Here is a 26793-nt window from a genome sequence, read left to right as displayed (position 1 = left end):
TTATATTCAGATGAAAACAAATATCATCCCTGCCATAAGGCTCACATTATTCTGCGCAGTTTTCTTCTGCGGATTTTATACACTCAGTGTCCTCGGTATTGCACAGCTTGCATCCAACAGCGGCAAAGGCGAAATAATAACCGAAAACCGAAAAACCTATCATGTAAATGTGGCACAGGCTTTTACTGAAGATAAATATTTCTGGCCCCGCCCTTCTGCCGTAGATTATAACGGTGCCGGCTCCGGGGGCAGTAATAAAGGCACTTCTAACCCTGATTACCTTGCAGAAGTAGAAGCGCGTATTGACACCTTCCTGCTAAGAAACCCCGGTGTGTCGCGTAAAGATGTCCCTGCCGAGCTGGTTACCGCTTCCGGTAGCGGGCTTGACCCTCATATCAGCGTGGCATCGGCACTTGTGCAGGTTAAGCGTGTTGCACAAGCACGTAACCTGCCCGAGAATAAGGTTTCAGCAGTTATAGCCGCTAACACCGAAAAGCCGTTTTTAGGGCTTTTAGGAACAGAGAAAGTAAATGTATTAAAACTTAACTTAGCATTAAATAAACTATAATGAACACAAAACTAAAAATAACAGCTTTACTATCAGTAGTAAGTTTCGGGGCTTTTGCACAGGAAGATTCTCTTAAAATGCTTCCGTTACAAATAAACCCTAACCTTAAAATAACCGGGTATATAGAAACTTACTATGCTTATGATTTTAATGAGCCTGAAAATAATACGCGCCCGCCTTTCTTTTATTCGCACAACCGCCACAATGAGGTCGCCCTGAACCTGGGTTTTATAAAAGCGGCTTATGATAACGGCAAAGTAAGGAGCAACCTGGCACTAATGGCAGGTACTTATGCCAATGCCAACCTTGCTGCCGAAGAAGGTGTGCTTAAAAATGTATTTGAAGCCAATGCCGGTGTTAAGCTTGCCAAAGATGCTAACCTGTGGATAGATGCGGGTATTTTTGCATCGCATATTGGTTTTGAAAGTGCTATAGGTAAAGACTGCTGGACACTAACCCGTAGCATACTTGCCGATAATTCGCCTTATTATGAGGCAGGGGCAAAAATATCTTATACATCACCTTCCGGCGAATGGTTTGTAAGCGGACTCGTGCTAAACGGATGGCAGCGCATACAAAGGCCTGATGGTAATAAAACAATTGCATTCGGGCACCAGCTAACCTATAGGCCAAACGCTAAAGTTACACTTAACAGCAGTTCGTTTGTAGGTAATGATAAGCCGGAAGCAGATAAGCGCATGCGTTACTTTCATAATTTTTACGGGCAGTTTCAGCTTAGCGATAAATTCGGGCTGATTGCAGGTTTTGATATTGGCGCGGAACAGAAAGCGAAAGGAAGCGAAAGCTACAATGCCTGGTACTCACCAGTACTTATTGCTCAATACCGTCTGTCTGATAAAATAGCTGTTGCCGTTCGCGGGGAGTATTATAGCGATGAAAATGGTGTTATAATAGCTACAGGTACCGAAAATGGATTTAAAACTTTTGGGTATTCTGCCAACTTCGACTATAACATTTACAGCAATGTGGTTTGGCGTGTTGAGGCAAGGAGCCTTAACAGCAAAGACGACATTTTTATTGATGGTGAAGATGCTACCGCAAACAATACATTTGTTACTACAGCACTTGCAATTTCGTTTTAATGACAGAAAAAGATATAAATGCAAAACGTTTTCTTGACCTTATCCAAAAATCAAGGAAAGGCAAGTTTAAAGTCTACATCGGCATGAGTGCCGGTGTAGGCAAAACGTTTCGTATGCTGCAGGAAGCCCATACCCTGCTCCGCAATGGTATTGATGTTAAAATAGGTTTTATAGAAACCCATAACCGAAAAGAAACCCATGAGCTTCTTGAAGGATTGCCTGTAATACCTAAACGTTCTTTATTTTACAAAGGAAAACAGCTTGAAGAGATGGATGTGCAGGCTATAATTAACCTGCGCCCGGAGGTAGTTATTGTTGATGAGCTGGCACATACCAATATTGAAGGAAGCAAAAACGAAAAGCGCTGGCAGGATGTAATGGATATACTGGATGCCGGTATAAACGTGATAAGTGCCGTAAACATTCAGCATATTGAAAGCCTGAACGATGATATAAAAGAAATTACGGGCATTGAGGTTAAAGAGCGTATTCCTGACAGTGTGCTGAAAGCTGCCGATGAAGTAGTTAATATAGACCTTACTGCCGATGAACTGATTACACGGCTTAAAGAAGGAAAGATATATACTGCTGATAAAATCCAGTCGGCACTGGGTAATTTTTTTAAAGCGGAGCATATTTTACAATTAAGGGAACTTGCACTTAAAGAAGTTGCCAGCCAGGTAGAGCGAAAGGTAGAAACCGAAGTTACCGGCAGCAATCTCCGGCAGGAGCGTTTTATGGCATGCATAAGCAGCAATCACCAAACGGCAAAAACGGTAATTCGCAAAACTGCAAGGCTGGCTAACTATTACCACAGCAAATGGTACTTGTTGTATGTGGAAACTCCTAAAGAAAGTAATGATAAAATTGCGCTTGATAAGCAACGCCACCTGATAAATAACTTCAGGATGGCTACAGAATTAGGTGCAGAGATTATCCGTGGTAAAAGCGGTAATATTGCCTCTGCCATTACCGAACAGGCAGAAGCACGTAAAATTACCACGATATGCATAGGCAAGCCGCATATCACACTCTTTAAAGTAATTTTATCAACTAACATATTCAAGTCGTTGTTAAATAAGCTAACTTCGAGCAATATTGACCTTATTATACTTTCATAATTTGTATGAAAATTAAAACCAAATTAACCATTGCGGTAGGCATACTTTTCTTTTTTATTGCATTGCTTTCGGCTTTGGCAATACGACAGGTGCACCTGCTGTCCGACGATACAAAAAACATACTGGAAGCCAACTATATATCGCTCGATTATACGCGCAACATGCACAAGCTGCTTGATGATGCCGTTATGAATAAAGAAGATATAACAGATTTTGAAAAGCTGCTGGAAAAACAAAGCACCAATATTACCGAAATTGGCGAAGAAGAACTGACACAAGACCTTATAAGCCACTTTAGCAAACTTAAACAAGAACCTGACAATGTACAACTTATATCTAATATCAGGAAAGATCTGAACGATATTATGAAACTAAATATGGATGCCATACTCCGCAAGAGCAATACAGCAGGCAATACTGCTGATAATTCTATATTGTGGATATCGGTTACGAGTGCGTTCTGCTTTATAATGGGTTTCACATTATTGATTAACCTGCCGGGCTATATAGCAAACCCCATAAAAAACCTTACCGAAAGCATAAAGCAGATTGCCGCTAAAAACTACTCGCAGCGCATTTATTTTAAAGGACATGATGAGTTTGCATCTCTTGCAAAATCATTTAATACTATGGCAGAAAAGCTCCAGGAATACAGTAATAGCAACCTTGACAGGCTTATGATGGAGAAAAAGCGGGTGGAAACGCTGATTAATAACCTATCTGACCCTGTTATTGGTTTGGATGAACAGAACAAAATACTTTTTATTAATGAACAGGCACTAAAAATCTCAGGATTGAAAAAAGAGGAAGCCATTGGCAGGCAGGCAGAACAGGTTGCTGTAACCAACGACCTGATGCGCTCGCTCCTGCAAAAAATGGCACTCAACACCAAAGACCCTGCGCTAAAAATTTATGCCGACAACAAAGAAAGTTATTTTGAGAAGCAGCTCGTACCCATAAGTATTGTACCTACTGGTGAAGAAATAAAGAAGCAAATTGGCTCTTTTATAATACTACGCAATGTTACTGCTTACAAAGAACTTGACGCTGCTAAAACCAATTTTATAGCTACGGTGTCACACGAATTTAAAACGCCAATTGCATCAATGAAAATGAGCCTGCAACTGCTTGGCAACGAACAGACAGGAAACCTGAACGAAGAACAGAAAGATCTTGTTGAAAGCATAAAAGAAGATACTGACAGGCTTTTACGTACTACCGGAGAATTACTGAATATATCTCAGGTAGAAACAGGTATAACCAAAGTTAAGGCAGAAGCAGTTGAAGTAAATACTGTTATACATGATGCAATAGAAAATAACCGTAAACTGGCAGAGCAGAAAGCAATTACAATAAATTTTGAAAGCCTGCAAAACCTGCCTGTGGTTTCAGCAGACAGCGAAAAGGCTACATGGGTAATTTCCAATCTTATTTCTAATGCCATACGCTATTCGTATGATAACACGGTTATTATTGTAGCTGTAGTAACAACAGGAAACAAACTGAAAATAACCGTGAAAGACAACGGTATAGGCATAGACCCTAAATACCTGCCGCGCATTTTTGATAAATACTTCAGGGTGCCGGGCACCGAGAAAGAAGGAACCGGCCTTGGGCTTGCCATAAGTAAGGAATTTATAGAAGCTATGGGCGGAGCAATAAGTGCAAAAAGTGAATTGGGTGAAGGCAGTGAGTTCACTATAATTTTGCCCGTATTATAAATAAAAAAATGCTTACCATTTTAACGATAAGCATTAATTATTTAAAATATTGTATGAATTACGGATTACCTGTACCGCCGCTTGCGCCATATATCTGACCTGTAGAATAACTCGCATCATTGGCGGCAAGTTGCACATATATTGAGGCAAGCTCTGCCGGTTGTCCCGGCCTGCCTAAAGGTGTGTCACTGCCAAACTCTCTTAGCTTCTCCATAGTAGCGCCCCCGCTTACCTGAAGCGGTGTCCATATAGGGCCCGGCGCTACACCATTAACCCTGATACCCTTAGGCCCAAGCTGCTTGGCAAGTGATTTTATATAATTGGTTGTTGCAGCTTTTGTTTGTGCGTAGTCATACAGGTCCTCACTTGGGTCTGTGGCCTGAACCGAGGTTGTGCCTATTATAGATGCACCGGGCTTTAAATGCGGCAATGCAGCTTTCGTTACCCAAAATGGCGCATATATGTTAGTTTTCATGGTAGCGTCAAAATCCTCCGTAGTAATATCAAGTATCGATTTCTTTGTCTGCTGCCTCGCTGCATTGTTAACCAATATATCAAGCCCGCCCAAAGCTGTTACAGCTTGTTCTACCAGTCTTTTACAAAACTGCTCATCACGCAGGTCTCCCGGAATTGCTACCGCTTTTCGGCCTTCCGCTTTTATAAGGGCAATAACCTCTTTAGCATCCTGCTCTTCTGCCGGCAGGTAGTTAATGGCTACATCAGCACCCTCTCTTGCATAGGCAATGGCTGCCGCCCTGCCCATACCCGAATCGCCACCTGTAATAAGAGCCTTACGCCCCTTTAGCCGCCCTGAACCTTTATAACTTTTTTCTCCGTGATCAGGTTTTGGTTCCATTTCAGATGCGAGGCCGGGCCACGGCTGCTTCTGTTCCTTAAAAGGTGGTTGCGGGTATTTTGTCCTTGGGTCTTCGGGCAGTGCAGGGTATATTGCTTCTCCCTGAAAATTTCCTGCAATGGCAGGGCTTATTGCTGCACTGGCAAATACTGCCCCCAATCCTGTTATAGCCGCACGGCGGCTTATGGTATTATCTTTAATCATAATGCTTCCTTTTAATCAAAAACGGTTACTAATTAAGATTTATCTTCTTTATCTTCGGCAGGTTTTTGCTGCTTGTCCATCATTGCAGCAACCGCTGTATCGGGCATTACATTACCCATACCAACCATTGCTTTGTTCTTGAAACCGGAAATGACTTTGTCTTTGCCCGACATTAGTGCATCATAACCGTCTTTTGCCACATCGGCAGGATCAGATAAAGATGACTTGTCCTGTACGATTGTGCTTTCTTCCATATCAGCCTTGTTGAAAAAGTCGGTATCTGTGGCTCCGGGCAAAAGTGCAGTAACTGTAATGCCACTGTCTTTAAGCTCATAACGTATTCCTTCCGAAAAAGAATATACAAATGCTTTAGTACCATGATAAACCGATTGCCACGGCCCCGGTGCCTTGCTTGCTATTGAGGCAAGATTTAAAATTTTACCTTCATTGCGCACGAGCATTTGTTTTACAAAATGCTTCGTCAGGATTATTGTGGCAGCTATATTTAACTCCACTATGTTCAATTCACGCTCAATATCAGTGTCTTTAAACAGTCCATATACCCCCTGCCCTGCGTTATTAACAAGCACATCAACCTGCAGGTTTTTTGCCTGCACTTCGTGGCATAAAGCAAATACTTCTTCCCTCTTAAACAAATCTTTTGCAATTGTAATTACCTCAACCCCCTGCTGCCTGAATTCAGCGGCTTTAGATTCAAGTTCATCTGCATGCCTTGCCACAATTATAAGGTTGTAGCTATCTGCTGCAAAAAGTTTTGTAAGTTCATAACCTATCCCTTCCGTAGCCCCGGTTATAAGGGCATAATTTCTTTTTTCTGACATAATCAATAATTTATTTTTAATAAGTGGATTTTAATGAAGTAATAATCATTTTTGATTTATGGAAGTTAGCTGTTAATATGTAAAAGCACTCTTCATTTTATCATAATTATATGGTAATTAACAGTATAGATATTCCTGTGCTTTGTAACAAAAGATACTGACCGTTTAGTTTCGGTAGCTTTATTTTGCTCCACACTAACACCAAAATAAATGAAATGGATTTTTGAACCCTGGCCGTGGTATGTTGCCGGGCCACTTATAGCCGCTACTATGGCAGCATTATTGTTTGCAGGTAAAAACTTTGGTATGTCTTCTAACCTGCGAACCCTTTGCTCGGCTTTCGGGGCAGGAAAACACTGCGATTTTTTTTGCTTTGACTGGCGCGGACAGCGTTGGAATTTATGGGTTATTGCCGGGGCAATAGCAGGGGGCTTTATTGCCATACATTTTTTATCAGATAATCCTGTACCGCAAATTAATCCTGAAGTTGTTGCATCACTAAAGCAAAGGGGCTTCAGCAGCGCAGGCAGCAGCTACCTCCCTGCCGAATTATTCGGCAATACTGCTTTTACCTCTGTCAAAACGATCGTCCTGTTGCTAACAGGCGGTTTTCTTATAGGCTTTGGTGCCCGCTATGCGGGTGGCTGTACTTCGGGCCATGCTATATCAGGGTTAAGCAACCTGCAACTGCCTTCTCTTATAGCTGTTGCCGGATTTTTTATTGGCGGGTTAATTATGGTACACCTGCTGTTCCCAATAATCTTTAATTAAAACAATAATGAGAAACTTACTTTTCCTGCTTATAGGGATCTTTTTTGGTATCGTGATGTTTAAATCGGAAGCCGCTTCATGGTTCCGCATTTATGAGATGTTCCAATTCAAGTCGTTCCACATGTTTGGCATTATCGGCTCGGCGCTAACGTCAGGTATAGTATTGGTACAGGTAATAAAATATAAAAGGCTTAATCATATTGGCGGCAGCAGGATAGAATTTATCCCTAAAGAAAAAGGCTTTTACCGTTATATGCTGGGTGGCATACTGTTCGGGTTAGGATGGGCGCTTGCAGGAGCCTGCCCCGGGCCGATGTTCACGCTGCTGGGTGCAGGATTTTTGCCGGTCATAGTAGTTATAGCAGGTGCTGTAGCAGGAACATGGACGTACGGAATGCTAAAAAATAATCTGCCTCATTAATTTGTATATTTACCCGCAGCTATAAATTTATGGAAGAACTTCTTACAGATGCCTACGCCGGAATATTTGAACCCGCACTCATAGAGGAAATCTCGGCTGTGGCAAACATAAATGATTTTGAGGAAGGTGACCGCCTTATAGAAATAGGGCAATACATAAGGCAGATGCCTTTACTGATAACCGGAGCCATAAAAATACTGCGTGAAGATAAAGTGGAAGGCGAACTCCTGCTGTACTTTCTTGAAAAAGGCGATACATGTGCCATGACACTGGCCTGCTGCATGGGCCAAACCAAAAGTGAAATTCGCGCCATAGCCGAAACACAAGGTACACTGGCAATGATACCCATAGGCAAAATGGAAGAATGGCTTGGCAGGTATAAAAGCTGGCGTAATTTCGTTTTTACAAGCTACAACAAAAGGCTGAGCGAAATGCTGTCGGCAATTGATAATCTGGCTTTTATGAAGATGGACGAAAGGCTGCTGAACTTCCTGAAAGAAAAGGCAAAAGTCAATAAGTCTGCTGTAATTGTAAATACCCACCAGGAAATAGCCTATGAACTTAACACATCGCGCGTTGTAGTGTCAAGACTGCTTAAAGCACTTGAAAATGAAAAGCTTATTAAATTAAACCGCAATAATATAGAACTGCTTAAACAATAGTATTACTGTAACTTTTGTTACTGCTAACAACTCAAGGCAATAGTAATTTAGCCGATATGAAACTTAGATAAACTACATGGATTTTTTACACGTATCAGGTTATATACTTGCGCTTTTGGTTGGCATATCTCTTGGGTTAGTTGGTAGTGGCGGCTCTATACTTACAGTGCCTATACTGGTATATATACTAGGTTTTGATTCCGTTACCGCAACCGGATATTCATTATTTGTGGTGGGTAGTACAGCATTTGTGGGCGGTGTTCGTAATGCCATTCTCAAAAATGTTGATTTCAGCGTTGTAATGCTATTCGGGCTGCCTTCTCTAATTACAGCTTATATTGTCAGGGCTTTTGTAATATCTGTACTACCCAATGTTATAGTAACTATAGCCGGCCATACCATTACCAAAGCATTATTATTAATGCTGCTTTTTGCAATAATAATGCTAATAGCGGCCCTGAAAATGATACGCGCTGTACCTGCAAATGCAGGTAATGCAACATTCTCCAAAGGAAAATTGATAATCAGTGGTATTGGTACAGGGCTGCTTGCAGGAGCTGTAGGTGCAGGCGGCGGTTTTCTTATTATCCCCGCATTAATATTCCTGGCAGGAATGCCAATGAAAAAAGCGGTTGGCACTTCTTTATTCATTATAGCCATACAGTCGTTAGCAGGGTTTGCAGGCGATGCATTTGGCAGAACGGTGGACTGGCAGTTTCTTCTTCCCTTCACCGCTGTATCTGTAGCCGGAATTTTTATTGGCATAGCGGCTTCAAAAAAAATTGAAGGCGCAAAACTTAAAACAGGTTTTGGCTATTTTGTTCTTATTATGGGGGTTTATATTATTATAAAGGAACTTTTATATAACGTTCATCATAAGGTTTAATTAACCAACTTTAGTTTAATACTTTGGTTATAGTAGCAAATGCAGTTTTATTACTTTTATTCCGAAATAAAAATGAATATGAAAATCCTGATTGTAGAGGATGAACACGGTATTACTAACTTCCTGCAGCAGGGATTGCAGGAAGAAGGTTATACTGTTACAACTGCCGATAACGGTAATGCAGGGCTGGAAATGGCTGCACAGGAAAAACCCGACCTTATTTTACTCGACTGGATGCTGCCCGGCACAAGTGGCATAGATGTTTGCAGGCAATTAAGAGAGAGCGGTGCCGGCATGCCCATACTATTTTTAACGGCAAAGGATACTGTGCAGGAAACTATTGAAGGGCTGCGTGCGGGTGCTAACGACTATATAAAAAAACCTTTCAGTTTTGAAGAATTGCTGGAGCGTATTAAAGTCCAGTTGCGGAGTGCTGCAGTTACAGAAGAAGTAAAACTCGGGCATTTTGTAATATATCCTTCCGCACATAAAGTAACAAAAAACGGAACTGAAATATACCTTACACAACGTGAATTTGAATTGCTGCACTACCTTATTAAAAACCGTGGCAGGGTTTGTACGCGCAAAGATATAATTAATGATGTTTGGGACATACATTTTGATTATGATACCAGCGTTATTGATGTATTTATGAATACAATCCGCAAAAAAATGGGCTTAACAAAAGATGACGAACTGATAAAAACCGTGCGCGGTGTGGGTTATATAATAGAGAATTAACATGAACCGGGTTTCCTTTAAAAACCGCATAGCATTATACTTCAGCATCAGTACAGCGTTACTGGTGTTTATTGTATTTGTGGTAATATATTTAACCGTAAGGACAGGTGTTTACAGCGATCTTGATAATGACCTTAATACCGAAGCTGATAATCTTGTCCTCGAGATCACGGTTCAAAGTGACGGATTTAGTATTGCTGAGGAAGAATGGCAGGAAAAGGAACATAACACACTCGATATTAATCCTGTATTTATACAGTTTGCAGATACATCAGGCAATACATTTATTAAATCGCCGAACCTTAAAAAAGCAAACCTGAGCTTTCAGGAACAACAAGATAAAAAGGAACTTTATTTTAACAGCAGCCTCAACGGGGCAGCAATCAGGCAATACCAGATGCCTGTATTATATGACAATAAAAAAGTTGGCTACATCATTGTTGCCACACCCATGAAAGATGCAGTTCAGCTACTTCAAAACTTAAGGAATATATTGATGATTACCTACCCCGCTATTTTACTCGTGCTTTTCTCGGTAGCCCGCCTGCTGGCAGGAAGAAGCCTGCGCCCTGTAAAAGATATTATTGACACAGCGGGCAAAATATCTCGCGAGAACTTAGGCAGCCGCATTATACTGCCCGATAATAAAGATGAGCTTTATACGCTGTCTGAAACCATAAATGCATTGCTCGACAGGATTGAAAAAGCCGTTGTGCGTGAAAAGCAATTCACATCTGATGCCTCGCACGAACTGCGTACGCCTCTCGCTGTAGTTAAAGGTACGCTTGAGGTGCTGGTTCGCAAACCCAGGAGCCGTGAAGAGTATGAAGAAAAAATAGGCTTTTGTATTACCGAAGTAAACCGCATTAACGCCATTGTAGACCAGCTCCTGTTGCTGGCAAGGTTTGAAAGCCAGAAACAGCTTGTAAAGAAAGCACCTGTAAATATAAATCCGCTGCTATATGATGCTGCAGCAAGGCACTCGGCTGACATAAAGCAAAAAACATTGCATATACTATATAATGCTGATGATGATATTTATATTGATACCGATGAATACTTGTTCTCCACCATATTAGATAATCTTATAGGAAATGCCATAAAGTACTCGCAGGATAATACCACTATAAAAATTACCGCAGCACAACAGGCGGGCGCAACTGAAATTATTATAGAAGACAACGGTACCGGAATACCCGAAAAGGATTTTGAAAAAATATTTAACCCGTTCTATCGCTCAAAATCAGAGGCGCACAAAGAAGTTAAAGGTACGGGCATAGGACTCTCTATCGTGAAAAGGCTTTGCGAAATATTAGCGATAGAAATAAAAATCACCAGCCATGAAGGCGTTGGCACGAGAGTAAGCCTCTTGTATGCATCCTGAAGACATACATTTATCAAAATAATTTTTACTTTTATTACTGATAAACAACAAACTATCAGGCTATGACAACTAAAAAAGCTAATAACAAAAATGTAGGGCACGATGATGAACAACTGAAAGATGGCGTAAAAATATTTTATGCCCCTACCCGTGAAGCATGGCGTGAATGGCTACAGGCAAATCATGAAAAAGAAAAGTCGGTCTGGCTGAAAATCTATAAAAAAGAAAGCGGTACACCCAGCATTTATTACCCCGAGGCTGTAGATGAGGCGTTGTGCTTTGGCTGGATAGACAGCAAAGGCAATAAGAATGATGAGAACAGTTATTACCAGTCTTTTGCTAAACGAAATCCCAAAAGCAACTGGAGCAGGATTAACAAGGAAAAAATAGAAAAGCTTTCTGCTGAAGGACGCATGGCGGAAGCAGGGCTTAAAATGGTTGAGATTGCCAAAGAAAACGGAACCTGGAATGCCCTTGATGATGTTGAAAACCTTGTTGTGCCAACCGACATGCAGGAATTACTGGATAAAAATAAAGCTGCACTAAAAAACTGGGAAAGCTTTCCGCGATCTGTCAAACGCGGAATTCTTGAATGGATATTAAATGCCAAAAAACCTGAAACCCGCCAGAAAAGAATTGAGGAAACCGTATCTATGGCAGCCGAAAACAAGCGGGCTAACCAGTACAGGCAGCCATAAAAAAAAAGCAGCCCGTACAATCAGGCTGCCTTGGCTAAAAAACCGGGAACTATATTATTGTGCGGCAGCTTTTTTGCTCCTGCTCCTGTATATTAAAAATGCTGTAACCGCCGCAGTAAGCGCGGCACCCGCTGCAACTTTAATTACAAAATCCTTTTTATTATATTTTAATTCGGCATTCCAGCCACGCTCGGCAAAAACGTTTGGAAGGTACCCTTTACCGGCGTCTTCTATAAGACCTTCCACCATATTAACACGATCCGCTAAAATAAGCGGCATCCATCGCCTTAAATCCGATTCGCTGTATTTATAGGCCATTCTCCTTATCATACCGCTAAGGCCCGACGGAGGTGCCGCAGTACCAAAAACAGCAGTAATATTAGGCCGCTCTACCGATTTTAGTATTTCAACGGTTTCAGGCTGTTGCGCAGGGCGTTGCCAGGTGTAGCCCAATATCTCCTCATCCGTACGTTTTTTTATAGGGTAAGTCGGGTCGTTTTTAGGGTCGGCATCTATCCCCCATCCCTTGATGTGGCTATAGTCAGCTCCCCTAATATTTTTAAAATCTGATGGTTTTGTTTTGTCTGTCATAACTTAGTTTTTAAGCGTTAGTAATTTATGCCGAAGGCGGTATCAGCACCGGCTTAATGCAGTTATCCCTTTTGGCAGAAAATATATGGTAGGCTTCTGCCACTTCTTCCAGCGGCACACGGTGTGTTATCATTTCCTTTGGGTTTAATACACCATTCTTAACATGCTCTATCAGCCGTGGTAAAGTACGCTTAACTGAGGCCTGGTTGGCACGGATGGTTATACCCTTATTAAGCACATTACCGATAGGCACCAGTGCGTCTGTTGGGCCGTAAACGCCCACTATAGACACTATCCCACCTTTTTTAACGGAATTAATAGCCCAGTGCAGCGCAGTGGTAGAACCTCCCTGTAATAGCAGCTTACGCCCTAATAAGGTGTTGGCAAGGCTGCCTGCGGCTTCGCATCCTACTGCATCTATACAAACATCTGCCCCAAGAGAATCCGTTTGTGTTTTGATAAATACAACAGGGTCTCCAATAAAATTGAAATTATATACTTCGCACTGTGCAAATTTTTCAGCAAACTCAAGCCTGTAATCAAGCTGATCTATCAGTATTACACGTCCTGCCCCAAACAGCCATGCACATTTTGCGGCCATAATACCTATGGGCCCTGCGCCAAAAACTACAACCGTATCACCTGTCTGTATGCCGCCCATTTCGGCTGCCTGGTAACCTGTTGGCACCACATCGGTAAGCAGTACCGCATCGTCCGGATCCATCCAGTCAGGTATAACAGTAGGGCTAACATCTGCATAGGGCACCCTTACATACTCTGCCTGTCCGCCGTGGTAGCCTCCCGCGGTATGTGAGTAGCCGAAAATACCTCCCGCCGCAGTCGCTTCAGGGTTACTTTCATGGCAGTTGCCATAAAGCTCCTGCCTGCAAAAAGCACATTTGCCACAGGCAATATTAAATGGCACCATAACCCTGTCGCCCACTTTAAGCTTTTGCACAGATGAGCCTACCTCTACCACTTCACCAATGAACTCATGCCCAAAGGTACTGCCTACCCTTGTGTCGGGTACAAGGCCGTGGTACAGGTGCAGGTCAGAACCGCAAATACACGAACGTAACACGCGCACAATAGCATCTTCCGGATGTTCTATCTCCGGCATCGGCATATTTTTATCGGCCCGCACGCGAAAAGGCCCTCTGTAATTCATTGCCAGCATAATTTCTATCTTTTGGTTTACAGTAAAGTTACCCTTACCATATCCCTTTTACAGTTAAAGCTTTACAAAGATTTTCTTAACTGCAAAATGATGTAACACTAAGCGGAAATTATGCAAACACCTGCAATAAAAAAGCCCCTGCAACAGCGGTGCAGGGGCAACACAAAATCAATCCAAACTTAACAAAACAATATTAATTCCATCCGCCGCCCAGGGCACGGTAAATATTTACACTTGCATTCATTTGTTTCAGCTTGGCTTCTATCAGGTCGAATTTACTTTCCAGCGCATCACGCTGCGTCATAAGTACCTCCATATAATCGGCCCTTGCCGAGCGAAACAAATTGTTTGATATATCTATTGACTGGTTTAGCGCATCTACCTGTTGCGATTTAAGGTTATAGGCTTTCTGCATATTGCTAATCATAGCCAGTTGATTGGTAACCTCTATGTATGCATTAAGCAATGTACGTTCGTAATTATAAACCGCCTGCATTTGTTTTGCGCCGGCAGTGCTGTATGCAGCTTTAATAGAATTCCTGTTTATTAAAGGTGCGGCTATATCTCCCGCGAGAGAGTAAAGCAACGACTCAGGAGACCTGAACAGGAAGCTTGGGTCGAATGCCCCGAAACCTACCCCGCCCGATATGCCAAGCGATGGGTAAAACCTTGCCCTGGCGACCTTAACATCAAGCTTTGCCGCTGCAAGGTCCATTTCGGCCTGCCTGATATCGGGCCTGTTTTCCAGCAGTTGTGCCGGGATGCCCGCCTGAACCGTTTGCGGCACTATATCTGTAATCAATACCGCGCTTCTTTCTACATGCTGAGGGAAACGACCTGTAAGAAAATTGATCCTGTTCTCAGTTTCCGTTATCTGCTGCTGTATGGTAAATTCAAGGCTTTTTGTATTGAGTACCTGAGCTTCAAAACGCTTAACAGCCAGTTCATTAACACGCGCTGCTTCTTTTTGTAGTTTAACAATCTCATAGGCATTCGCCTGTATGCCTATATTCTGCTGAACAATTGCAAGCTGGTTATCTAATGCTAGCAGTTCATAATAGGAATTGGCAATTTCAGCTATGATATTAGTCACCATAAAGTTTCTGCCTTCTACAGATGAAAGATAGCGGCTAAGAGCAGCTTTTTTAGCGTTGCGCAGTTTTTTCCAGATATCTACCTCCCAGTTGGCATATAAACCAAGCGAATAATCCTGTAACGGCTCCGGCATTTCCACGCCGGGCCTGATATCGGTAGTCGCCTCCATTGCACCTATATTAGTATAACGGGCAACCTTATCTACCCCTGCCCCGGCACGTATCCCTGCAAATGGCAGGTACTCCCCTTTACGGGCTCTTACTTCGTTACGGGAAATTTCTATTTCCTGAAGGGTAATATTAAGTTCTTGGTTATTTTTAAGGGCTTCCTCAATCAGGGCAACAAGGTTTGGGTCGGTAAAATACTCCTTCCACTTCAGCTTTGCGGAATTAAGGGTATCGGCAGTAGTACCCGCATAGGCAGCAGGTACTTCTTTATTTTCTGCTCGTTGCGCTACAGAGGGCAGTTTACAGCCTGTAAAAGTGATAACAGTACAGGCTGTTATGGCTATTATTAATTTACGGCTATTTAGTATCTTCATCATTTTCTGTATTGTTAGGGAAATTATCAATCATGTGGATAAACTCTTCAGATAAAGAACCGTCATCTTCATACTTAATGAGTTTGCGTCCGTCGGCAAGCGTGCCGAATATGTAGTAAAGCCCCGGCACTATTATTACCCCGAAAATGGTACCGAAAAGCATACCGCCAAGCGCAGAGGCACCAATAGTACGGTTACCAATGGCACCGGCACCTGTAGCCAGGATAAGTGGTATAAGCCCTGCTATGAAAGCAAATGATGTCATAAGGATAGGACGGAAACGAACCTTTGCGCCTTCTATGGCGGCTTCGAGTATGGTTGAGCCCTCTTTATGCTTCAATACGGCAAACTCTACTATAAGCACCGCGTTTTTACCGAGGAGCCCCACAAGCATGATAAGCCCTATCTGCGCATAAATATCATTTTGCAGCCCCATCATCTTGAGCAACATGAATGAGCCGAAGACACCTACAGGAAGTGAAAATACTACTGCCAGCGGGATAATAAAACTTTCATATTGAGCTGCAAGCACAAAGTAAACGAACGCCAGCACGATAAGAAAAATGTAAAGTGATTCGTTACCCCTGCCGGCTTCGTCATACGATAAACCTTCCCACGCAATGTCATATCCTTTTGGCAGGCTTTCCTTAGCTACTTCCCTAATGGCGGCAATAGCATCGGCTGTGGTGTAGCCTTTGGCCGGAAGCCCCTGTATAGCGGCTGAGTTGTACATATTGTAACGGGTAATTTCGTTTGGCCCCTGTGTTTTCTTCAGCTTCATAAATGCAGAGTACGGAACCATCTCGCCCTCTTCATTCTTAACGAACATATTCAGGATGTCAGATGGCAATCTCCTGTACTTAGGGTCACTCTGCACATATACCTTAAAGAACCTGTCAAACTTAATAAAGCCCTGCTCATAGGTACTGCCTATCATGATGTTAAGGTTATCCATTGCTTTGCCTATAGAAACACCTTTTTGCATGGCAAGGTCGTTATCCATTACCAACTCATATTGCGGGTAATTTGCCGCGAAAAAGCTGAATAACCCTGTAACTTCTTTGCGCTTGCCCAGATCATCAAGGAACTTCTTCTGAATCCTGTCGAAATCCTGGTAATCGCTGGTACCGTTTTTATCCAACAATCGCATAGAGAAACCACCTGAAGAACCAAAACCGGGTATGGCGGGTGGCTCAAAAAACTCAATAACGGCACCCAGCCCTTTGGTTTTATGTTCAAGCTCCTCCATAATTTCGGTAACCGTGTGGTCGCGGTCGTGCCACGGTTTAAGGTTAATAAGGCAGGTACCGGCGTTACTGCCTCGGCCCTCGGTCATAATTTCATAACCCGCGAGTGATGATACCGACTCTACCCCATCTACCTTTTCGCAAATTTTCTGTAGCTGCTGCGAAACTTTATTGGTACGCTCCAGTGTTGCACCCGGAGGTGTTTGTATAATAGCATATATAGTACCCTGGTCTTCACTTGGTATAAACCCTGCCGGAAGCACCTCGTTCTCGAAATAAATACCCACGCAAAACGCAAGCAAAATGCCAAAGGTTAGCCAGCGCCTGTTTACAATACGCCTTAATACACCCACATATTTGCCTGTAAGCTTTTCAAACCCGCTGTTAAACTTGTCCATTGCTTTTGTAAACAGGTTTCCTTTTTTAGGATGCCCGTGGTGGTTTTTAAGCAGCATGGCACACAATACAGGTGTAAGCGTTAGCGCAATGATTGCCGATATAACTATAGAACTTGCCATAGTGATGGAGAACTGCCTGTAGAAAGTACCCACAGGGCCCGACATAAATGATATAGGCAGGAATACCGAAACCATAACCGCAGTAATAGCTATAATAGCGCCGCTGATTTCGCCAAGCACTTTTCTTACAGCCATGTAGGGCGATATGTTTGGGAACTCGTCAAACTTGGCATGTACTGCCTCGACGACGACTATGGCATCATCTACCACAATACCAATGGCAAGCACCAATGCAAACAGTGTTACCAGGTTGATAGAGAGCCCGAAGAACTGAATCACGAAAAACGCCCCAACAAGCGATACCGGTACCGCAAGAATGGGGATAAGCGTAGAACGCCAGTCGCCCAAAAAGATAAATACTACAAGTGCCACCAGTATAAAGGCATCTCTTAAAGTATCAATAACCTGTTCTATAGAGGCATCAAGGAATTGTGATACGTCATAACTGATCTTATAATCAATTCCCGGAGGAAAGCTTTCTTTCATTTCCTCAAGCTTAGCTTTAACCTCTGCAATAACATCACTTGCATTACTGCCATAATTCTGTTTCAGTACTATAGCTGCTGAAGGATGGCCGTCAAGGTTTGAGTAAATATCAAAGAACTCACTGCCCAGCTCAACCGTGGCAATGTCTTTAAGGTGTATGGATTCTCCGTTTGCATTGGCACGTATAACAATATTGTTATACTCTTCAGGTTCGTTAAACCTGCCTTTGTAGGTTAGTACATATTCTAACGACTGCGCCTCTATACCCGAGCTTTGCCCGATACGCCCAGGGCGGCCTATTATACTCTGCTCGGCGAGGGCATCCATAACTTCTTCTACAGAAATGTTATAGGCCCTCATCCTGTCAGGATTAAGCCATACCCGCATGGCATAAGTACGGCTACCCAGTATCTGTGTTCTTGCCACGCCTTTTATCCTGTTTATTTCAGGAATCATCTTAACGTTGGCATAATTATACAGAAACTTTTCATCCATGTTTTTGCCTGTACCATACAGGTTTACATACATAAGCATACTCGGCTGAATTGGGGTAATAACAACCCCTTCGCGCTGCACCAGCTCAGGCAGCAACGGCATAACCTGGTCAACACGGGTTTTAACCCTTACAACCGCCTGGTTGGGGTCTGTGCCCGGTTCAAAAATTATCCGTAATGTGGCTTCGCCCGCACTGGTGGCATCGGTTGCCATATAACGCATCCCCTCTACCCCGTTTATAGAGTTTTCAAGTGTTATAAGCGTCGATTTTACCAATACATCGGCACTGGCACCGGGATAAGCAATAAAAATATTTACTGTTGTTGGGGCAATTTGCGGAAACTGCGATATTGGTAGTTGCTTTATTGCCAGCGAGCCCACAAAAACAATCATAATAGAAATTACAATTGCAAAAACGGGCCTGTGTATAAATTTACTAAACATAGTATCTGTTGTTTAAATGGCCATTATTATTCTGCGTATAGCTCAAGGTCGGCTAATACGGCTTCGGGCTTCAGGGTTTTGTATTCTATTTTTTGGTTTTCTTTTACAAGGCGTAAACCTTCCAGCAGTATTTTATCGCCTTCAGAAAGGCCACTGCTCACTACATAAATATGGGGCAGTTCGTGTGCTACGGTTATTTCGCGTGACTGTGCTGTATTATTCTTGCTGATTACATATACATACTTTTTGTCGAGTACTTCAAAAGTTGCCTTTTGCGGAATTAACAGCGCGTTAGTTAATGGTGTGGTGATATGTATATTACCGGTCTCTCCGTGCCTTAAAAGGCCTTTAGGGTTAGGAAAAGTGGCCCTAAAAGGAATATTACCGGTTTCGTTATTAAAGTCGGCCTCTATGGTTTCTATTTTACCGGGATAATCAAAATATTTGTTGTTTGCCATAAGCAGGCTTACTTTATTATCCTGCCTGTTGCTGTCAAGATTTTGTTTATAGTCCAGGTATTCCGCTTCAGGTACATTAAAATATACCCACATTTTGGTATTATCAGAAAGATTGGTGAGCAGGTCTCCTTCATCTACAAGGCTACCCTGCCTAACCATAAAGCGGTCTATAATACCATCAAATGGCGCGCGTATCTCTGTAAATTGCAAATGCACCTGTGCAAGCTGTAATTCTGCTTTTGCCTTGTCAAATTTAGCCTTAGCCATAGCCAGTTCATTTGGTGCCACTACATTGCTTTCGGCAAGTTTTTTAGTGTTCTGGTATTCTATTTCTGCGAAGTTAGCTTCCGCTTTAGCTTTCTGCATTTCGGCTTGGTAAAGGTTAGGCATAATGCGGAACAACAACTGTCCCTGCTTTACAAACTGGCCTTCATCTACCAGAATCTGCTGCAGGTAACCCCTTTCCTGCGCACGCAGCTCAATGTGTTGTATTGAGCGTATCTGGGCAACATAGTCTTTAGTAATTGTGGTATCTTTTTTTACCGGATTGGTAACCAGGAACTGTGCTTCTTGTTCCTTTTCTTCTTCTTCTTTTTTGCAGCCTGTATTGCACAATAATGCGCACAGGCTAACGAACATGAGGATTTTCTTCATGATAATTTTGCTTGTTTAACGATATGATTTTGTGATTGCTTTTCTAAGTAAAATGCGTAAACGCAGTATATCTTAACCCTGAACAGCTATAGCTGCGGGCAGATATTAAAGAAGTGCAGGGCAGTGTTAAAAGCCCTTGCGGAAAAGAAAAATCAAATCCTGAATACCCTGAAAACGATATGGCGCTTCAGGACAGGGAAGTAGTTAAAGTAGTGAGAGCAGGTGTAGCTCTTTATACAGCGGTAGAAATATCCGGGAGATATTTCATCATGAAATGCAAAAGTAAAATAAGTAAGGGCATCCGGGGTTTTGGTAAACGATTCGGCCCTGTCTTCCTCTATTTCGGTATCTGAGGGAGTAATCTTGTCGTGATGGCCTTCGGCAGCAGTAAGTGATTCTTTGTAGTATATGCTTTCGGCTTCACCCTCAATACAAAAATCCTCGCCATAGGCCTGCAGTTGCAGTAGTTTTAATGAAGTATCTAAAGAAAATTCTTTTCCTGCATAAGCATGAAGGTTACCAACCGAGCCCAAAAGGACAGCGATAAGGGAAAGAAAGATTTTTAGTTGTAACTTCTTCATTCAGGGAACAAAATTAGATAAAGAATAAATTACAGCCAAACAAATATTAGTAAATATTTAACAGGTATTATGCTATATCGTTTTCTTTTACAGCAGTTTCCTCGCCTTTTCTAAATCTTCGGGGGTGTCTATACCAATGCCTGCGTGGCTTGTCTCTACCATTTTTATTTTTTTGCCATATTCAAGATAGCGTAGCTGTTCCAGTTTTTCGCTGGCTTCCAGCTTTTGCATGGGCAGGTTATAAAAATCGAGGAGCGCATGCTTGCGGAATGCATAAATACCGATATGCTTAAAATACCTAACCCCCGCTTCCTTATTACGTGGGTATGGTATTACCGAACGCGAAAAATATAACGCAAAATTCTTTTGGTCAACCACCACTTTTACATTGTTGGGGTTATTTATATCTTCTTCATCTGTAATGTGCATCATTAACGAGGCAAGGTCTGTTTCCCTTGCAAAGTCACTTTTAAACACCTGAAGCACATCGGCAAGCGGTTCTTTGTTTATAAAAGGCTCGTCACCCTGCACATTTACCACAATATCCACGTCCATGTGCTCTACCGCTTCGGCAATACGGTCGCTGCCGCTTTCATGCTCTTTTTTGCTCATAATGGCCTTGCCTCCATTACGAACAACCTCATCATAAATTATATCAGAATCGGTAACCACAAAAACATCGTCAAACAAGCCTGTTTTTACAGCAGCTTCATAGGTACGGACGATAACGGCCTTGCCCCCTAAATCCTGCATGAGCTTGGCGGGGAAACGGGTACTGGCATAGCGGGCGGGTATTACAGCAATAATTTTCATGGTGTAAAAATAATATTTATTTAGCCCCCTAACCCCCAAAGGGGGAATTTTAATCTCATAGAAAAAAATTACGTAAGCACGATTCTTCCATTTCGAGTAAAGCCGAGCAATCTTATTACAGATTCTTAGATTCCTCTGCTACGGTCGGAATGGAAAACTAAACATAAAAAAGCCATCATTCCAAGAAGGTGTTGTTCGAGCGGAGCCGAGAAATCTTATTTTTTTTAGATTCCTCTACTACGGTCGGAATAAAAGATTCGGTAATTATGGGTAAAAACTTCCCCTTTGGGGGCCGGGGGGCTTGTCTTACCCTTCAAAACTCTCATCCTTAAACCCGATAAGGTAGAGTTTATCTTTTGCACGGGTAACGGCTGTGTAGAGCCAGCGGATGTAATCTTTATCTATACCCTGCGGCAGGTAAGGCTGCTCTACAAACACCGTGTGCCACTGCCCTCCCTGCGATTTGTGGCAGGTAACCGCATAGCTGAATTTTACCTGCAATGCATTAAAATGCGGATTGTTCTTTACTTTTAAAAATTTACGGTAGCCGGTTTCATTTTCATAATCCAGCATCACCTCATTATACAGGCGGTTCGATTCTTCATACGTAAGCGATGCCGATTCACTATCTATGGTATCCAAAAGCAATACTGTCTCAAACGCTGCCTGGTTGGGGTAATCAACCATCCGCACTTTTACACGGGCAAATTTAAAACCGTATAATTCTTCTATACGGAAAATTTCCAGTACCTCGATAATATCGCCATTGGCTATAAAGCCTGCTTCTGATTTTTCATTCAGCCAAAAATAGTTGTTCTTAACCACCATAAGCAGGTCGCCTGCCGAGAGTTCGCTCTCGCGTCCCAGTATCTTAAAGCGTATCTGTTTGTTGTACTGGTTAGCACGCTTGTTGCTGCGCACTATAAATGCAGTGTCTTCTACGCTGTAATTGCTGTAAGCCTGATTAATGGCATCTTCTATCTCAAAGCCATCTATAAGGCGGACAATATCCTTAAATCCTTTTACCCGGAATTTAAACGTATCTACAAATGCCGATTTAAGCACCTCCCTCAGTTCTGTTGCATTATACAATATGCCCGAGTCGATATCCTGGCGCATTACCTCATCAAGCTCTATTTGCTGCGTTTCCTTAAAATAGTTGGTGCTTAACATCTGCACATCAAGTGCCGGGCTGATATCAGAGTTTACAGGCGGCAACTGTGCCGTGTCGCCTATCAGTACCAACTTGCAGTTATTGCCGCTGTACACATACTGCATAAGGTCATCCAGCAGTGAACCGTTCTCATACATTTTCGACTCATTTGCCGTGTCCGATATCATCGAAGCCTCATCCACTATAAAAATGGTGTTGGTAAACTTGTTGGGCTGTAGTGTAAAGCCCATAGTACCGCCACTGCCCTTTTTCGGGAAATAAATACGCTTGTGTATGGTATAAGCCGGCTTTTGCGAATACCCTGATATTACCTTAGCTGCACGGCCTGTTGGTGCCAGCAGTACATATTTTTTGTTGGCTTCCTTAAGGTGGTTAACCAGTGTAGAGATGATGGTTGTTTTACCCGTGCCCGCATACCCCTTCAGCACAAAAATCTCATCTTTGCTGTCGCTGTTAATGAACGCGCTTATTTTTTGCAGGAATATATCTTGTTTAAGCGTGGGTTCAAACGGAAAATTACGGCGGAGTATCTGGTAAAACTGGACCGGATTCATGTGGTAAAACAGGTTTTAGCGGTTAGGCCCTCAAAGATAGCATGATTTAAACGAGTAGCCCCGCTAATCGGTAAAAAGATGTAAATTTGTGCTGAAACCAATTGCTCATGAGCCACCCCATAACTACAAAAAATTATAAAAAACTTGTTTTACAAATTGGCATGCACGGTGCCTCTTTTTGCTGTATCGATACCCTCGGCAACAGCATAAGCCACACGCACAGCATGGGTTTCAGTAAATTTCAGCCTGTAGAGGAAGAGTTATGGAAGCTGTTTACCACCCACCCGGAACTGAAAATGGAGTATGACGAGGTGCTGGTACTGCACGACAACTGCTTTAATACTTTTGTGCCCGATGCGCTTTTTGACGAAAATTTTTTAGGCAGTTACCTGCAATACAATACCAAAGTTTTTGAGACCGATATTTTTGCCTTTGATGCCCTGCCCAATTATGAGCTCAGCAATGTGTATGTGCCCTTAATGAACATTAACAATTACCTGCTGGACAGGTTTGGCAGCTTTGATTATAAAAATGCAAACAGCATATTGGTTGCTAAACTGCTGGATGCCTCTAAAAACGTAGATGAAAAACAGGTTTACGTTCATGTGCAGGACACGCATTTTGAAATTGTGGTAGCGCGAAACCAAAAGCTGTTGCTGTATAACGCTTTTGAGTATGCCACACCCGAAGACTTTTTATATTATCTGCTGTTTACCATGGAGCAACTGCTGCTGAATCCCGAAACGGTAAAAGTATTTTTACTGGGTAAAACAGATGAGCAGCACGACTGCTTTGCGCTTGCCTACAAATACATAAGATATGTTTCTATATATGAGCCGGCAGCGCTCCAGGATAAATTTGGCATTACACAACAAGATGCCCTCCAACATTTTATACTATACAACGCATGAGGATAATATCAGGAAAATATAAAGGCCGCCGCATAAGTCCGCCAAAAAACCTGCCCGTTCGCCCCACTACCGATATGAGCAAGGAGTCGCTATTCAATATCCTGAACAACCGTTTTGATTTTGAAGGGCTTAAGGTGCTTGATATTTTTGCCGGCACGGGTAACCTCAGCTACGAGTTCGGTTCGCGGGGCGCAGAGGCTATTACTGCCGTAGATGCCGACTTTGGCTGTATTAAGTTCATCAAGCAGACTGCAGCGGAGTTCGTCTTAAACATCATGGCGGTTAAGGCCGATGTATATAAATTTCTTGCCGGGCACAGCAGCAGCTATGATATTATTGTAGCCGACCCGCCCTACCACTTTGAGCAGCAAAAGTTTGAAGAGGTTGTTAAGCTGGTATTTGACAACAACCTGTTGCAGGAAGACGGTATGATGATTATAGAGCACAGCAGGCACACCACGCTGGAACACATGATGAACTGGTCGTTTAGCAAAAAGTATGGCGGCAGTATTTTTTCGTTCTTTGAGTTTGATAAGGACGAAACCGAAGAAGCTATTAACGAAGATCCTGATGTTGAGGAATTGTAGAATTTTATACGTACAATGAAAAATTTATTTTTAGCATCGTTGGTCTTAATGTTCGTATCATGCGATAAACACCTGAATGAAAAAGTTTTCGAAGGTAAGAATGTAAAAGTTAGGTGGTACAGGATTAGCAGAATAACGTCAGTTCATGAATATGTTGATTTAGAAATCCGGCACAAAACATATAATTTACTTGAATCAAATTCCGAAGGTGTGTATGACATAATAGTTAAGGGTGATACAATAATCATACAGGTTGTAAATGATTTACTAATATATGAACTCTCGGCTATCGCTAATGGAAATATAATTATTTTGGATTCTTCAATTACATCTTGTCAATATCAAAAAAAATTCTTTCCTGAATTTGCCACAGATTGTAATGATAGTATTTATTCAATACCAGGAAAGTTTACCCGTAATTGATAAATTTAGTATTTCAGTAATTTTTAAAAATAATGCAGGCCTGTAAGCCGGATTCTGTCAACTAAATAAATTTAGAAGCCTTATCATTTATCTGGGCGCAACATTGCTGTTACGCTCTATCTGCCTACCCTCCGGCATTGGGCGGGCAGCCCTTAATTGCCGGTATACTTGGCATTTCACCGCATAGAGTTTACCTGGTTTCACTACAGCATTACCTGTACATACTTTCTGTTGCACTTGTCCTCCCGCGCCTTGCGGCACAGTGACGGGCGTTACCCGCTATGCTGCCCTGTGGTGTCCGGACTTTCCTCCACCCCGCGCCGAAGCGGGAGCAGCGATAAGGCGGCCTGCGGGGCAAAGATAGTTTTTTTAGCCTTAAAGATGAAAGTCGAAAGTCGAAAGGGAATTTTGTTTTCTTAATGTCGGAGGTCAGGTGTCGGATGTCTGAAGTAATTTAGGTCTATTAGCTTTGGAGAGAGTTACGCATCATCTACAATCGGACATCATACAACGGGCATCGGACAAACAAAACTTAACATTTCGTTGGCAGCAGCCAAATTTCTAAAGCCGTAATTTTAATACTGTAAAACAAACCTCTTTAAAAACTACACACATGGACAGACAGATGTATCATTATGCCACAGTATCTAAAGCACTTGAAGAGCTGGCACAAAAAGGATTTACAACAGATTTTAACCTTGAGGAAGAGCGCATAGTAAATCACTGCGAAGATTTTACCATAGAGCACATTTACCGCTACGAGGGCGAAACCGACCCGGGCGATGAGGCTACGGTTTACGGCATACAATCTAAAGACGGCGAGAAAGGTGTATTTGTAGCAAGCCACGGCGCCTATACCGAGAAAAGCGCAGCGATGATGCTGCACGAAATGAGTATTAAAGGAAGAAATGACGAATAGCCAGAGGGCTAAATGAACAGGTTACAGAAAAAACTCGAAAAAATAGGCAGTGACCCTAAGGTTACCGCCAAAGCCGCTGGTTTGCGCTATGCCCTGCAGTCTGATAAAGGCTATTACAGGAAGCGTAAAGGCAGCGGCTTTACCTATAAAGACCACGAGGGCAACACGGTAAAAGAAAAGGAAGTGCTGGACAGGATAAAAAAACTGGTTATCCCCCCGGCATGGCAGGATGTATGGATATCGCCCTACCCGCACGGACACCTTCAGGTAACGGGCACCGATGCCCGCGGGCGCAAACAGTACCGCTACCACCCCGAGTGGAATAAAATACGTAACCAGTCTAAATTCTACAGGCTCCGTCGCTTTGCCAATGCACTGCCTGCCATACGCAAACAGGTAGAAGCCGACCTTAAGCGCAAGGGACTACCCTACGAAAAAGTGGTGGCACTTGTAGTGAAGCTCATAGAACTTACCAATATCCGTATTGGTAATGATGCCTATAAAAAACTGTATGGTTCATTCGGGCTTACTACGCTCCGCGATAAGCATGTAAAGTTTAAAGGCGAAGCCGTAAATTTTGAATTTACGGGCAAAAAGGGCGTTAAGCATAAAATAAAATTGCAAAGCCGCAGGCTGGCAAACCTGGTAAAGCGATGTAAAGAAGTGCCGGGTTATGAGCTTTTCCAGTATTATGATGATGACGGTACCCACCACAGCATTGGCTCTGCAGATGTAAACAATTACATTAAAGAAATTACAGGCGAAGATTTTACCGCAAAAGACTTCCGAGCGTGGGCAGGCAGCCTCAACGCATTGTGTGCTTTTTATGAAGCAGGCGACCATACCAGCATGACCGACTGCAAAAAGAAAATTGTAGGAGTGCTTGATTCGGTGGCAAAAAAACTGGGCAATACCCGCTCGGTCTGCAAAAAATATTATGTACACCCCACTGTAATTGCCGCATACGAAAACGGGAACATATCCAAATACATTTGCGAGGATGAATCCGAAAATGGCGACCTCAATGCCGAGGAAAGGGCACTGCTTAATCTTTTAAGCAATGAAAACATTGCAGAGGTAATCGCATAGGCAATTTGCAAATTTGAAAATGTGGCAATTTGGAAATTATTTTCCAATTGTAATACCA

The 26793-nt window shown here is 42.6% G+C and carries 26 protein-coding genes and 1 other RNA gene; 16 read left to right on the top strand and 11 right to left on the bottom strand.

Annotation, left to right across the window (positions count from 1 at the left end; all coding sequences use genetic code 11):
* The first annotated feature begins 10 nt into the window (after window positions 1-10).
* Genes KJK34_RS01975 through KJK34_RS01960 form a run of 4 tightly spaced genes read left to right on the top strand, consistent with a single transcriptional unit; the run spans window position 11 to window position 4513 of the window.
* Complete coding sequence (locus KJK34_RS01975) at window positions 11-568, top strand: K(+)-transporting ATPase subunit C (RefSeq protein ID WP_223052164.1); 558 nt, start codon at window positions 11-13, stop codon at window positions 566-568.
* Window positions 568-1671, top strand: coding sequence for a porin (locus KJK34_RS01970; protein WP_223052163.1), 1104 nt, complete (start codon window positions 568-570; stop codon window positions 1669-1671). The genes KJK34_RS01975 and KJK34_RS01970 overlap by 1 nt, the downstream gene beginning before the upstream one ends.
* A complete protein-coding gene (locus KJK34_RS01965; RefSeq protein WP_223052162.1) occupies window positions 1671-2792 on the top strand; it encodes a sensor protein KdpD in 1122 nt (373 codons plus the stop codon). Before KJK34_RS01970 ends, KJK34_RS01965 begins: the two co-directional genes overlap by 1 nt.
* Before the next feature lie 5 nt (window positions 2793-2797).
* Complete coding sequence (locus KJK34_RS01960; protein ID WP_223052161.1) at window positions 2798-4513, top strand: ATP-binding protein; 1716 nt, start codon at window positions 2798-2800, stop codon at window positions 4511-4513.
* Between the two features lie 58 nt (window positions 4514-4571).
* Here the strand turns inward: KJK34_RS01960 and KJK34_RS01955 are convergent, their stop codons facing one another.
* A complete protein-coding gene (locus KJK34_RS01955) occupies window positions 4572-5573 on the bottom strand; it encodes an SDR family oxidoreductase (RefSeq protein ID WP_223052160.1) in 1002 nt (333 codons plus the stop codon).
* Between the two features lie 32 nt (window positions 5574-5605).
* On the bottom strand, window positions 5606-6415 hold the full coding sequence (locus KJK34_RS01950) for an SDR family NAD(P)-dependent oxidoreductase (protein ID WP_223052159.1): 810 nt from the start codon (window positions 6413-6415) through the stop codon (window positions 5606-5608).
* A gap of 210 nt (window positions 6416-6625) precedes the next feature.
* Between KJK34_RS01950 and KJK34_RS01945 the strand changes: the two genes are divergently transcribed.
* The 7 genes from KJK34_RS01945 (at window position 6626) to KJK34_RS01915 (ending at window position 11978) form a co-directional block, all read left to right on the top strand.
* Window positions 6626-7186 carry a YeeE/YedE family protein gene (locus tag KJK34_RS01945; protein WP_223052158.1) on the top strand — a complete coding sequence of 187 codons (561 nt, stop codon included), beginning with the start codon at window positions 6626-6628 and terminating at the stop codon, window positions 7184-7186.
* Window positions 7187-7193: 7 nt separating this feature from the next.
* On the top strand, window positions 7194-7607 hold the full coding sequence (locus tag KJK34_RS01940) for a DUF6691 family protein (RefSeq protein WP_223052157.1): 414 nt from the start codon (window positions 7194-7196) through the stop codon (window positions 7605-7607).
* Between the two features lie 29 nt (window positions 7608-7636).
* Window positions 7637-8269, top strand: a complete 633-nt coding sequence (locus KJK34_RS01935) for a Crp/Fnr family transcriptional regulator (protein ID WP_223052156.1) — start codon at window positions 7637-7639, stop codon at window positions 8267-8269.
* A 76-nt stretch (window positions 8270-8345) separates the two neighbouring features.
* Window positions 8346-9155, top strand: a complete 810-nt coding sequence (locus tag KJK34_RS01930; RefSeq protein ID WP_223052155.1) for a sulfite exporter TauE/SafE family protein — start codon at window positions 8346-8348, stop codon at window positions 9153-9155.
* 78 nt (window positions 9156-9233) lie between these two features.
* Window positions 9234-9896 carry a response regulator transcription factor gene (locus KJK34_RS01925; RefSeq protein ID WP_223052154.1) on the top strand — a complete coding sequence of 221 codons (663 nt, stop codon included), beginning with the start codon at window positions 9234-9236 and terminating at the stop codon, window positions 9894-9896.
* Between the two features lies 1 nt (window position 9897).
* The gene (locus KJK34_RS01920) at window positions 9898-11280 is read left to right on the top strand and encodes a sensor histidine kinase (protein WP_223052153.1); all 1383 of its coding nucleotides are present in this window, start codon (window positions 9898-9900) and stop codon (window positions 11278-11280) included.
* Between the two features lie 62 nt (window positions 11281-11342).
* Window positions 11343-11978 (top strand): YdeI/OmpD-associated family protein, encoded by a 636-nt coding sequence (locus KJK34_RS01915; RefSeq protein ID WP_223052152.1) that lies wholly within the window; start codon window positions 11343-11345, stop codon window positions 11976-11978.
* A 54-nt stretch (window positions 11979-12032) separates the two neighbouring features.
* Here the strand turns inward: KJK34_RS01915 and KJK34_RS01910 are convergent, their stop codons facing one another.
* The 8 genes from KJK34_RS01910 to KJK34_RS01875 form a co-directional block, all read right to left on the bottom strand.
* Window positions 12033-12569 carry a hypothetical protein gene (locus tag KJK34_RS01910; RefSeq protein ID WP_223052151.1) on the bottom strand — a complete coding sequence of 179 codons (537 nt, stop codon included), beginning with the start codon at window positions 12567-12569 and terminating at the stop codon, window positions 12033-12035.
* A 25-nt stretch (window positions 12570-12594) separates the two neighbouring features.
* Window positions 12595-13746, bottom strand: a complete 1152-nt coding sequence (locus tag KJK34_RS01905) for a zinc-dependent alcohol dehydrogenase (protein WP_223052150.1) — start codon at window positions 13744-13746, stop codon at window positions 12595-12597.
* Window positions 13747-13939: 193 nt separating this feature from the next.
* A complete protein-coding gene (locus tag KJK34_RS01900; RefSeq protein WP_223052149.1) occupies window positions 13940-15385 on the bottom strand; it encodes a TolC family protein in 1446 nt (481 codons plus the stop codon).
* Complete coding sequence (locus tag KJK34_RS01895) at window positions 15366-18572, bottom strand: efflux RND transporter permease subunit (RefSeq protein ID WP_223052148.1); 3207 nt, start codon at window positions 18570-18572, stop codon at window positions 15366-15368. Before KJK34_RS01895 ends, KJK34_RS01900 begins: the two co-directional genes overlap by 20 nt.
* A gap of 26 nt (window positions 18573-18598) precedes the next feature.
* Window positions 18599-19684: an efflux RND transporter periplasmic adaptor subunit gene (locus tag KJK34_RS01890; protein ID WP_223052147.1), complete on the bottom strand. Its 1086-nt coding sequence runs from the start codon at window positions 19682-19684 to the stop codon at window positions 18599-18601.
* 152 nt (window positions 19685-19836) lie between these two features.
* Window positions 19837-20265, bottom strand: coding sequence for a hypothetical protein (locus KJK34_RS01885; protein WP_223052146.1), 429 nt, complete (start codon window positions 20263-20265; stop codon window positions 19837-19839).
* Between the two features lie 87 nt (window positions 20266-20352).
* Complete coding sequence (kdsB, locus tag KJK34_RS01880) at window positions 20353-21078, bottom strand: 3-deoxy-manno-octulosonate cytidylyltransferase (protein ID WP_223052145.1); 726 nt, start codon at window positions 21076-21078, stop codon at window positions 20353-20355.
* A 306-nt stretch (window positions 21079-21384) separates the two neighbouring features.
* On the bottom strand, window positions 21385-22806 hold the full coding sequence (locus KJK34_RS01875) for an ATP-dependent DNA helicase (protein ID WP_223052144.1): 1422 nt from the start codon (window positions 22804-22806) through the stop codon (window positions 21385-21387).
* 107 nt (window positions 22807-22913) lie between these two features.
* Here KJK34_RS01875 and KJK34_RS01870 point away from each other — a divergent pair, with 107 nt between their 5' ends.
* The 3 genes from KJK34_RS01870 to KJK34_RS01860 are packed head-to-tail and all read left to right on the top strand — an operon-like array spanning window position 22914 to window position 24727.
* Window positions 22914-23717, top strand: coding sequence for a DUF3822 family protein (locus tag KJK34_RS01870; protein WP_223052143.1), 804 nt, complete (start codon window positions 22914-22916; stop codon window positions 23715-23717).
* The gene (rsmD, locus tag KJK34_RS01865; protein WP_223052142.1) at window positions 23714-24304 is read left to right on the top strand and encodes a 16S rRNA (guanine(966)-N(2))-methyltransferase RsmD; all 591 of its coding nucleotides are present in this window, start codon (window positions 23714-23716) and stop codon (window positions 24302-24304) included. The genes KJK34_RS01870 and rsmD overlap by 4 nt, the downstream gene beginning before the upstream one ends.
* A 15-nt stretch (window positions 24305-24319) precedes the next feature.
* Window positions 24320-24727 carry a hypothetical protein gene (locus KJK34_RS01860; protein ID WP_223052141.1) on the top strand — a complete coding sequence of 136 codons (408 nt, stop codon included), beginning with the start codon at window positions 24320-24322 and terminating at the stop codon, window positions 24725-24727.
* A 27-nt stretch (window positions 24728-24754) separates the two neighbouring features.
* Here KJK34_RS01860 and rnpB read toward each other — a convergent pair.
* An RNA gene (rnpB, locus tag KJK34_RS01855) (RNase P RNA component class A) lies at window positions 24755-25081 on the bottom strand.
* 259 nt (window positions 25082-25340) lie between these two features.
* On the opposite strand from rnpB, the gene KJK34_RS01850 reads away from it, so the two are divergent.
* The gene (locus KJK34_RS01850) at window positions 25341-25646 is read left to right on the top strand and encodes a hypothetical protein (protein ID WP_223052140.1); all 306 of its coding nucleotides are present in this window, start codon (window positions 25341-25343) and stop codon (window positions 25644-25646) included.
* Between the two features lie 12 nt (window positions 25647-25658).
* Window positions 25659-26735, top strand: a complete 1077-nt coding sequence (locus KJK34_RS01845) for a DNA topoisomerase IB (RefSeq protein ID WP_223052139.1) — start codon at window positions 25659-25661, stop codon at window positions 26733-26735.
* Window positions 26736-26793 lie beyond the last annotated feature (58 nt).

It is taken from the genome of Flavobacterium coralii (genome assembly GCF_019891545.1).
In the GTDB taxonomy this organism is placed as follows: Bacteria; Bacteroidota; Bacteroidia; order Flavobacteriales; family Flavobacteriaceae; genus Flavobacterium; species Flavobacterium coralii.
The sequence above is the reverse complement of the archived record's forward strand: the minus strand, read 5'-3'. Positions and strand labels throughout refer to the sequence as shown.

What these genes read in the sequence shown, in the direction of transcription:
- KJK34_RS01935 (WP_223052156.1), top strand. Translation starts at nt 7,637, where the DNA reads ATGGAAGAACTTCTTACAGATGCCTACGCCGGAATATTTGAACCCGCA.
- KJK34_RS01960 (WP_223052161.1), top strand. Translation starts at nt 2,798, where the DNA reads ATGAAAATTAAAACCAAATTAACCATTGCGGTAGGCATACTTTTCTTT.
- KJK34_RS01930 (WP_223052155.1), top strand. Translation starts at nt 8,346, where the DNA reads ATGGATTTTTTACACGTATCAGGTTATATACTTGCGCTTTTGGTTGGC.
- KJK34_RS01890 (WP_223052147.1), bottom strand. Translation starts at nt 19,684, where the DNA reads ATGAAGAAAATCCTCATGTTCGTTAGCCTGTGCGCATTATTGTGCAAT.
- KJK34_RS01900 (WP_223052149.1), bottom strand. Translation starts at nt 15,385, where the DNA reads ATGATGAAGATACTAAATAGCCGTAAATTAATAATAGCCATAACAGCC.
- KJK34_RS01975 (WP_223052164.1), top strand. Translation starts at nt 11, where the DNA reads ATGAAAACAAATATCATCCCTGCCATAAGGCTCACATTATTCTGCGCA.
- KJK34_RS01915 (WP_223052152.1), top strand. Translation starts at nt 11,343, where the DNA reads ATGACAACTAAAAAAGCTAATAACAAAAATGTAGGGCACGATGATGAA.
- KJK34_RS01885 (WP_223052146.1), bottom strand. Translation starts at nt 20,265, where the DNA reads ATGAAGAAGTTACAACTAAAAATCTTTCTTTCCCTTATCGCTGTCCTT.
- KJK34_RS01875 (WP_223052144.1), bottom strand. Translation starts at nt 22,806, where the DNA reads ATGAATCCGGTCCAGTTTTACCAGATACTCCGCCGTAATTTTCCGTTT.
- rsmD (WP_223052142.1), top strand. Translation starts at nt 23,714, where the DNA reads ATGAGGATAATATCAGGAAAATATAAAGGCCGCCGCATAAGTCCGCCA.
- kdsB (WP_223052145.1), bottom strand. Translation starts at nt 21,078, where the DNA reads ATGAAAATTATTGCTGTAATACCCGCCCGCTATGCCAGTACCCGTTTC.
- KJK34_RS01925 (WP_223052154.1), top strand. Translation starts at nt 9,234, where the DNA reads ATGAAAATCCTGATTGTAGAGGATGAACACGGTATTACTAACTTCCTG.
- KJK34_RS01845 (WP_223052139.1), top strand. Translation starts at nt 25,659, where the DNA reads ATGAACAGGTTACAGAAAAAACTCGAAAAAATAGGCAGTGACCCTAAG.
- KJK34_RS01910 (WP_223052151.1), bottom strand. Translation starts at nt 12,569, where the DNA reads ATGACAGACAAAACAAAACCATCAGATTTTAAAAATATTAGGGGAGCT.
- KJK34_RS01965 (WP_223052162.1), top strand. Translation starts at nt 1,671, where the DNA reads ATGACAGAAAAAGATATAAATGCAAAACGTTTTCTTGACCTTATCCAA.
- KJK34_RS01920 (WP_223052153.1), top strand. Translation starts at nt 9,898, where the DNA reads ATGAACCGGGTTTCCTTTAAAAACCGCATAGCATTATACTTCAGCATC.
- KJK34_RS01870 (WP_223052143.1), top strand. Translation starts at nt 22,914, where the DNA reads ATGAGCCACCCCATAACTACAAAAAATTATAAAAAACTTGTTTTACAA.
- KJK34_RS01905 (WP_223052150.1), bottom strand. Translation starts at nt 13,746, where the DNA reads ATGCTGGCAATGAATTACAGAGGGCCTTTTCGCGTGCGGGCCGATAAA.
- KJK34_RS01950 (WP_223052159.1), bottom strand. Translation starts at nt 6,415, where the DNA reads ATGTCAGAAAAAAGAAATTATGCCCTTATAACCGGGGCTACGGAAGGG.
- KJK34_RS01895 (WP_223052148.1), bottom strand. Translation starts at nt 18,572, where the DNA reads ATGTTTAGTAAATTTATACACAGGCCCGTTTTTGCAATTGTAATTTCT.
- KJK34_RS01940 (WP_223052157.1), top strand. Translation starts at nt 7,194, where the DNA reads ATGAGAAACTTACTTTTCCTGCTTATAGGGATCTTTTTTGGTATCGTG.
- KJK34_RS01970 (WP_223052163.1), top strand. Translation starts at nt 568, where the DNA reads ATGAACACAAAACTAAAAATAACAGCTTTACTATCAGTAGTAAGTTTC.
- KJK34_RS01850 (WP_223052140.1), top strand. Translation starts at nt 25,341, where the DNA reads ATGGACAGACAGATGTATCATTATGCCACAGTATCTAAAGCACTTGAA.
- KJK34_RS01945 (WP_223052158.1), top strand. Translation starts at nt 6,626, where the DNA reads ATGAAATGGATTTTTGAACCCTGGCCGTGGTATGTTGCCGGGCCACTT.
- KJK34_RS01955 (WP_223052160.1), bottom strand. Translation starts at nt 5,573, where the DNA reads ATGATTAAAGATAATACCATAAGCCGCCGTGCGGCTATAACAGGATTG.
- KJK34_RS01860 (WP_223052141.1), top strand. Translation starts at nt 24,320, where the DNA reads ATGAAAAATTTATTTTTAGCATCGTTGGTCTTAATGTTCGTATCATGC.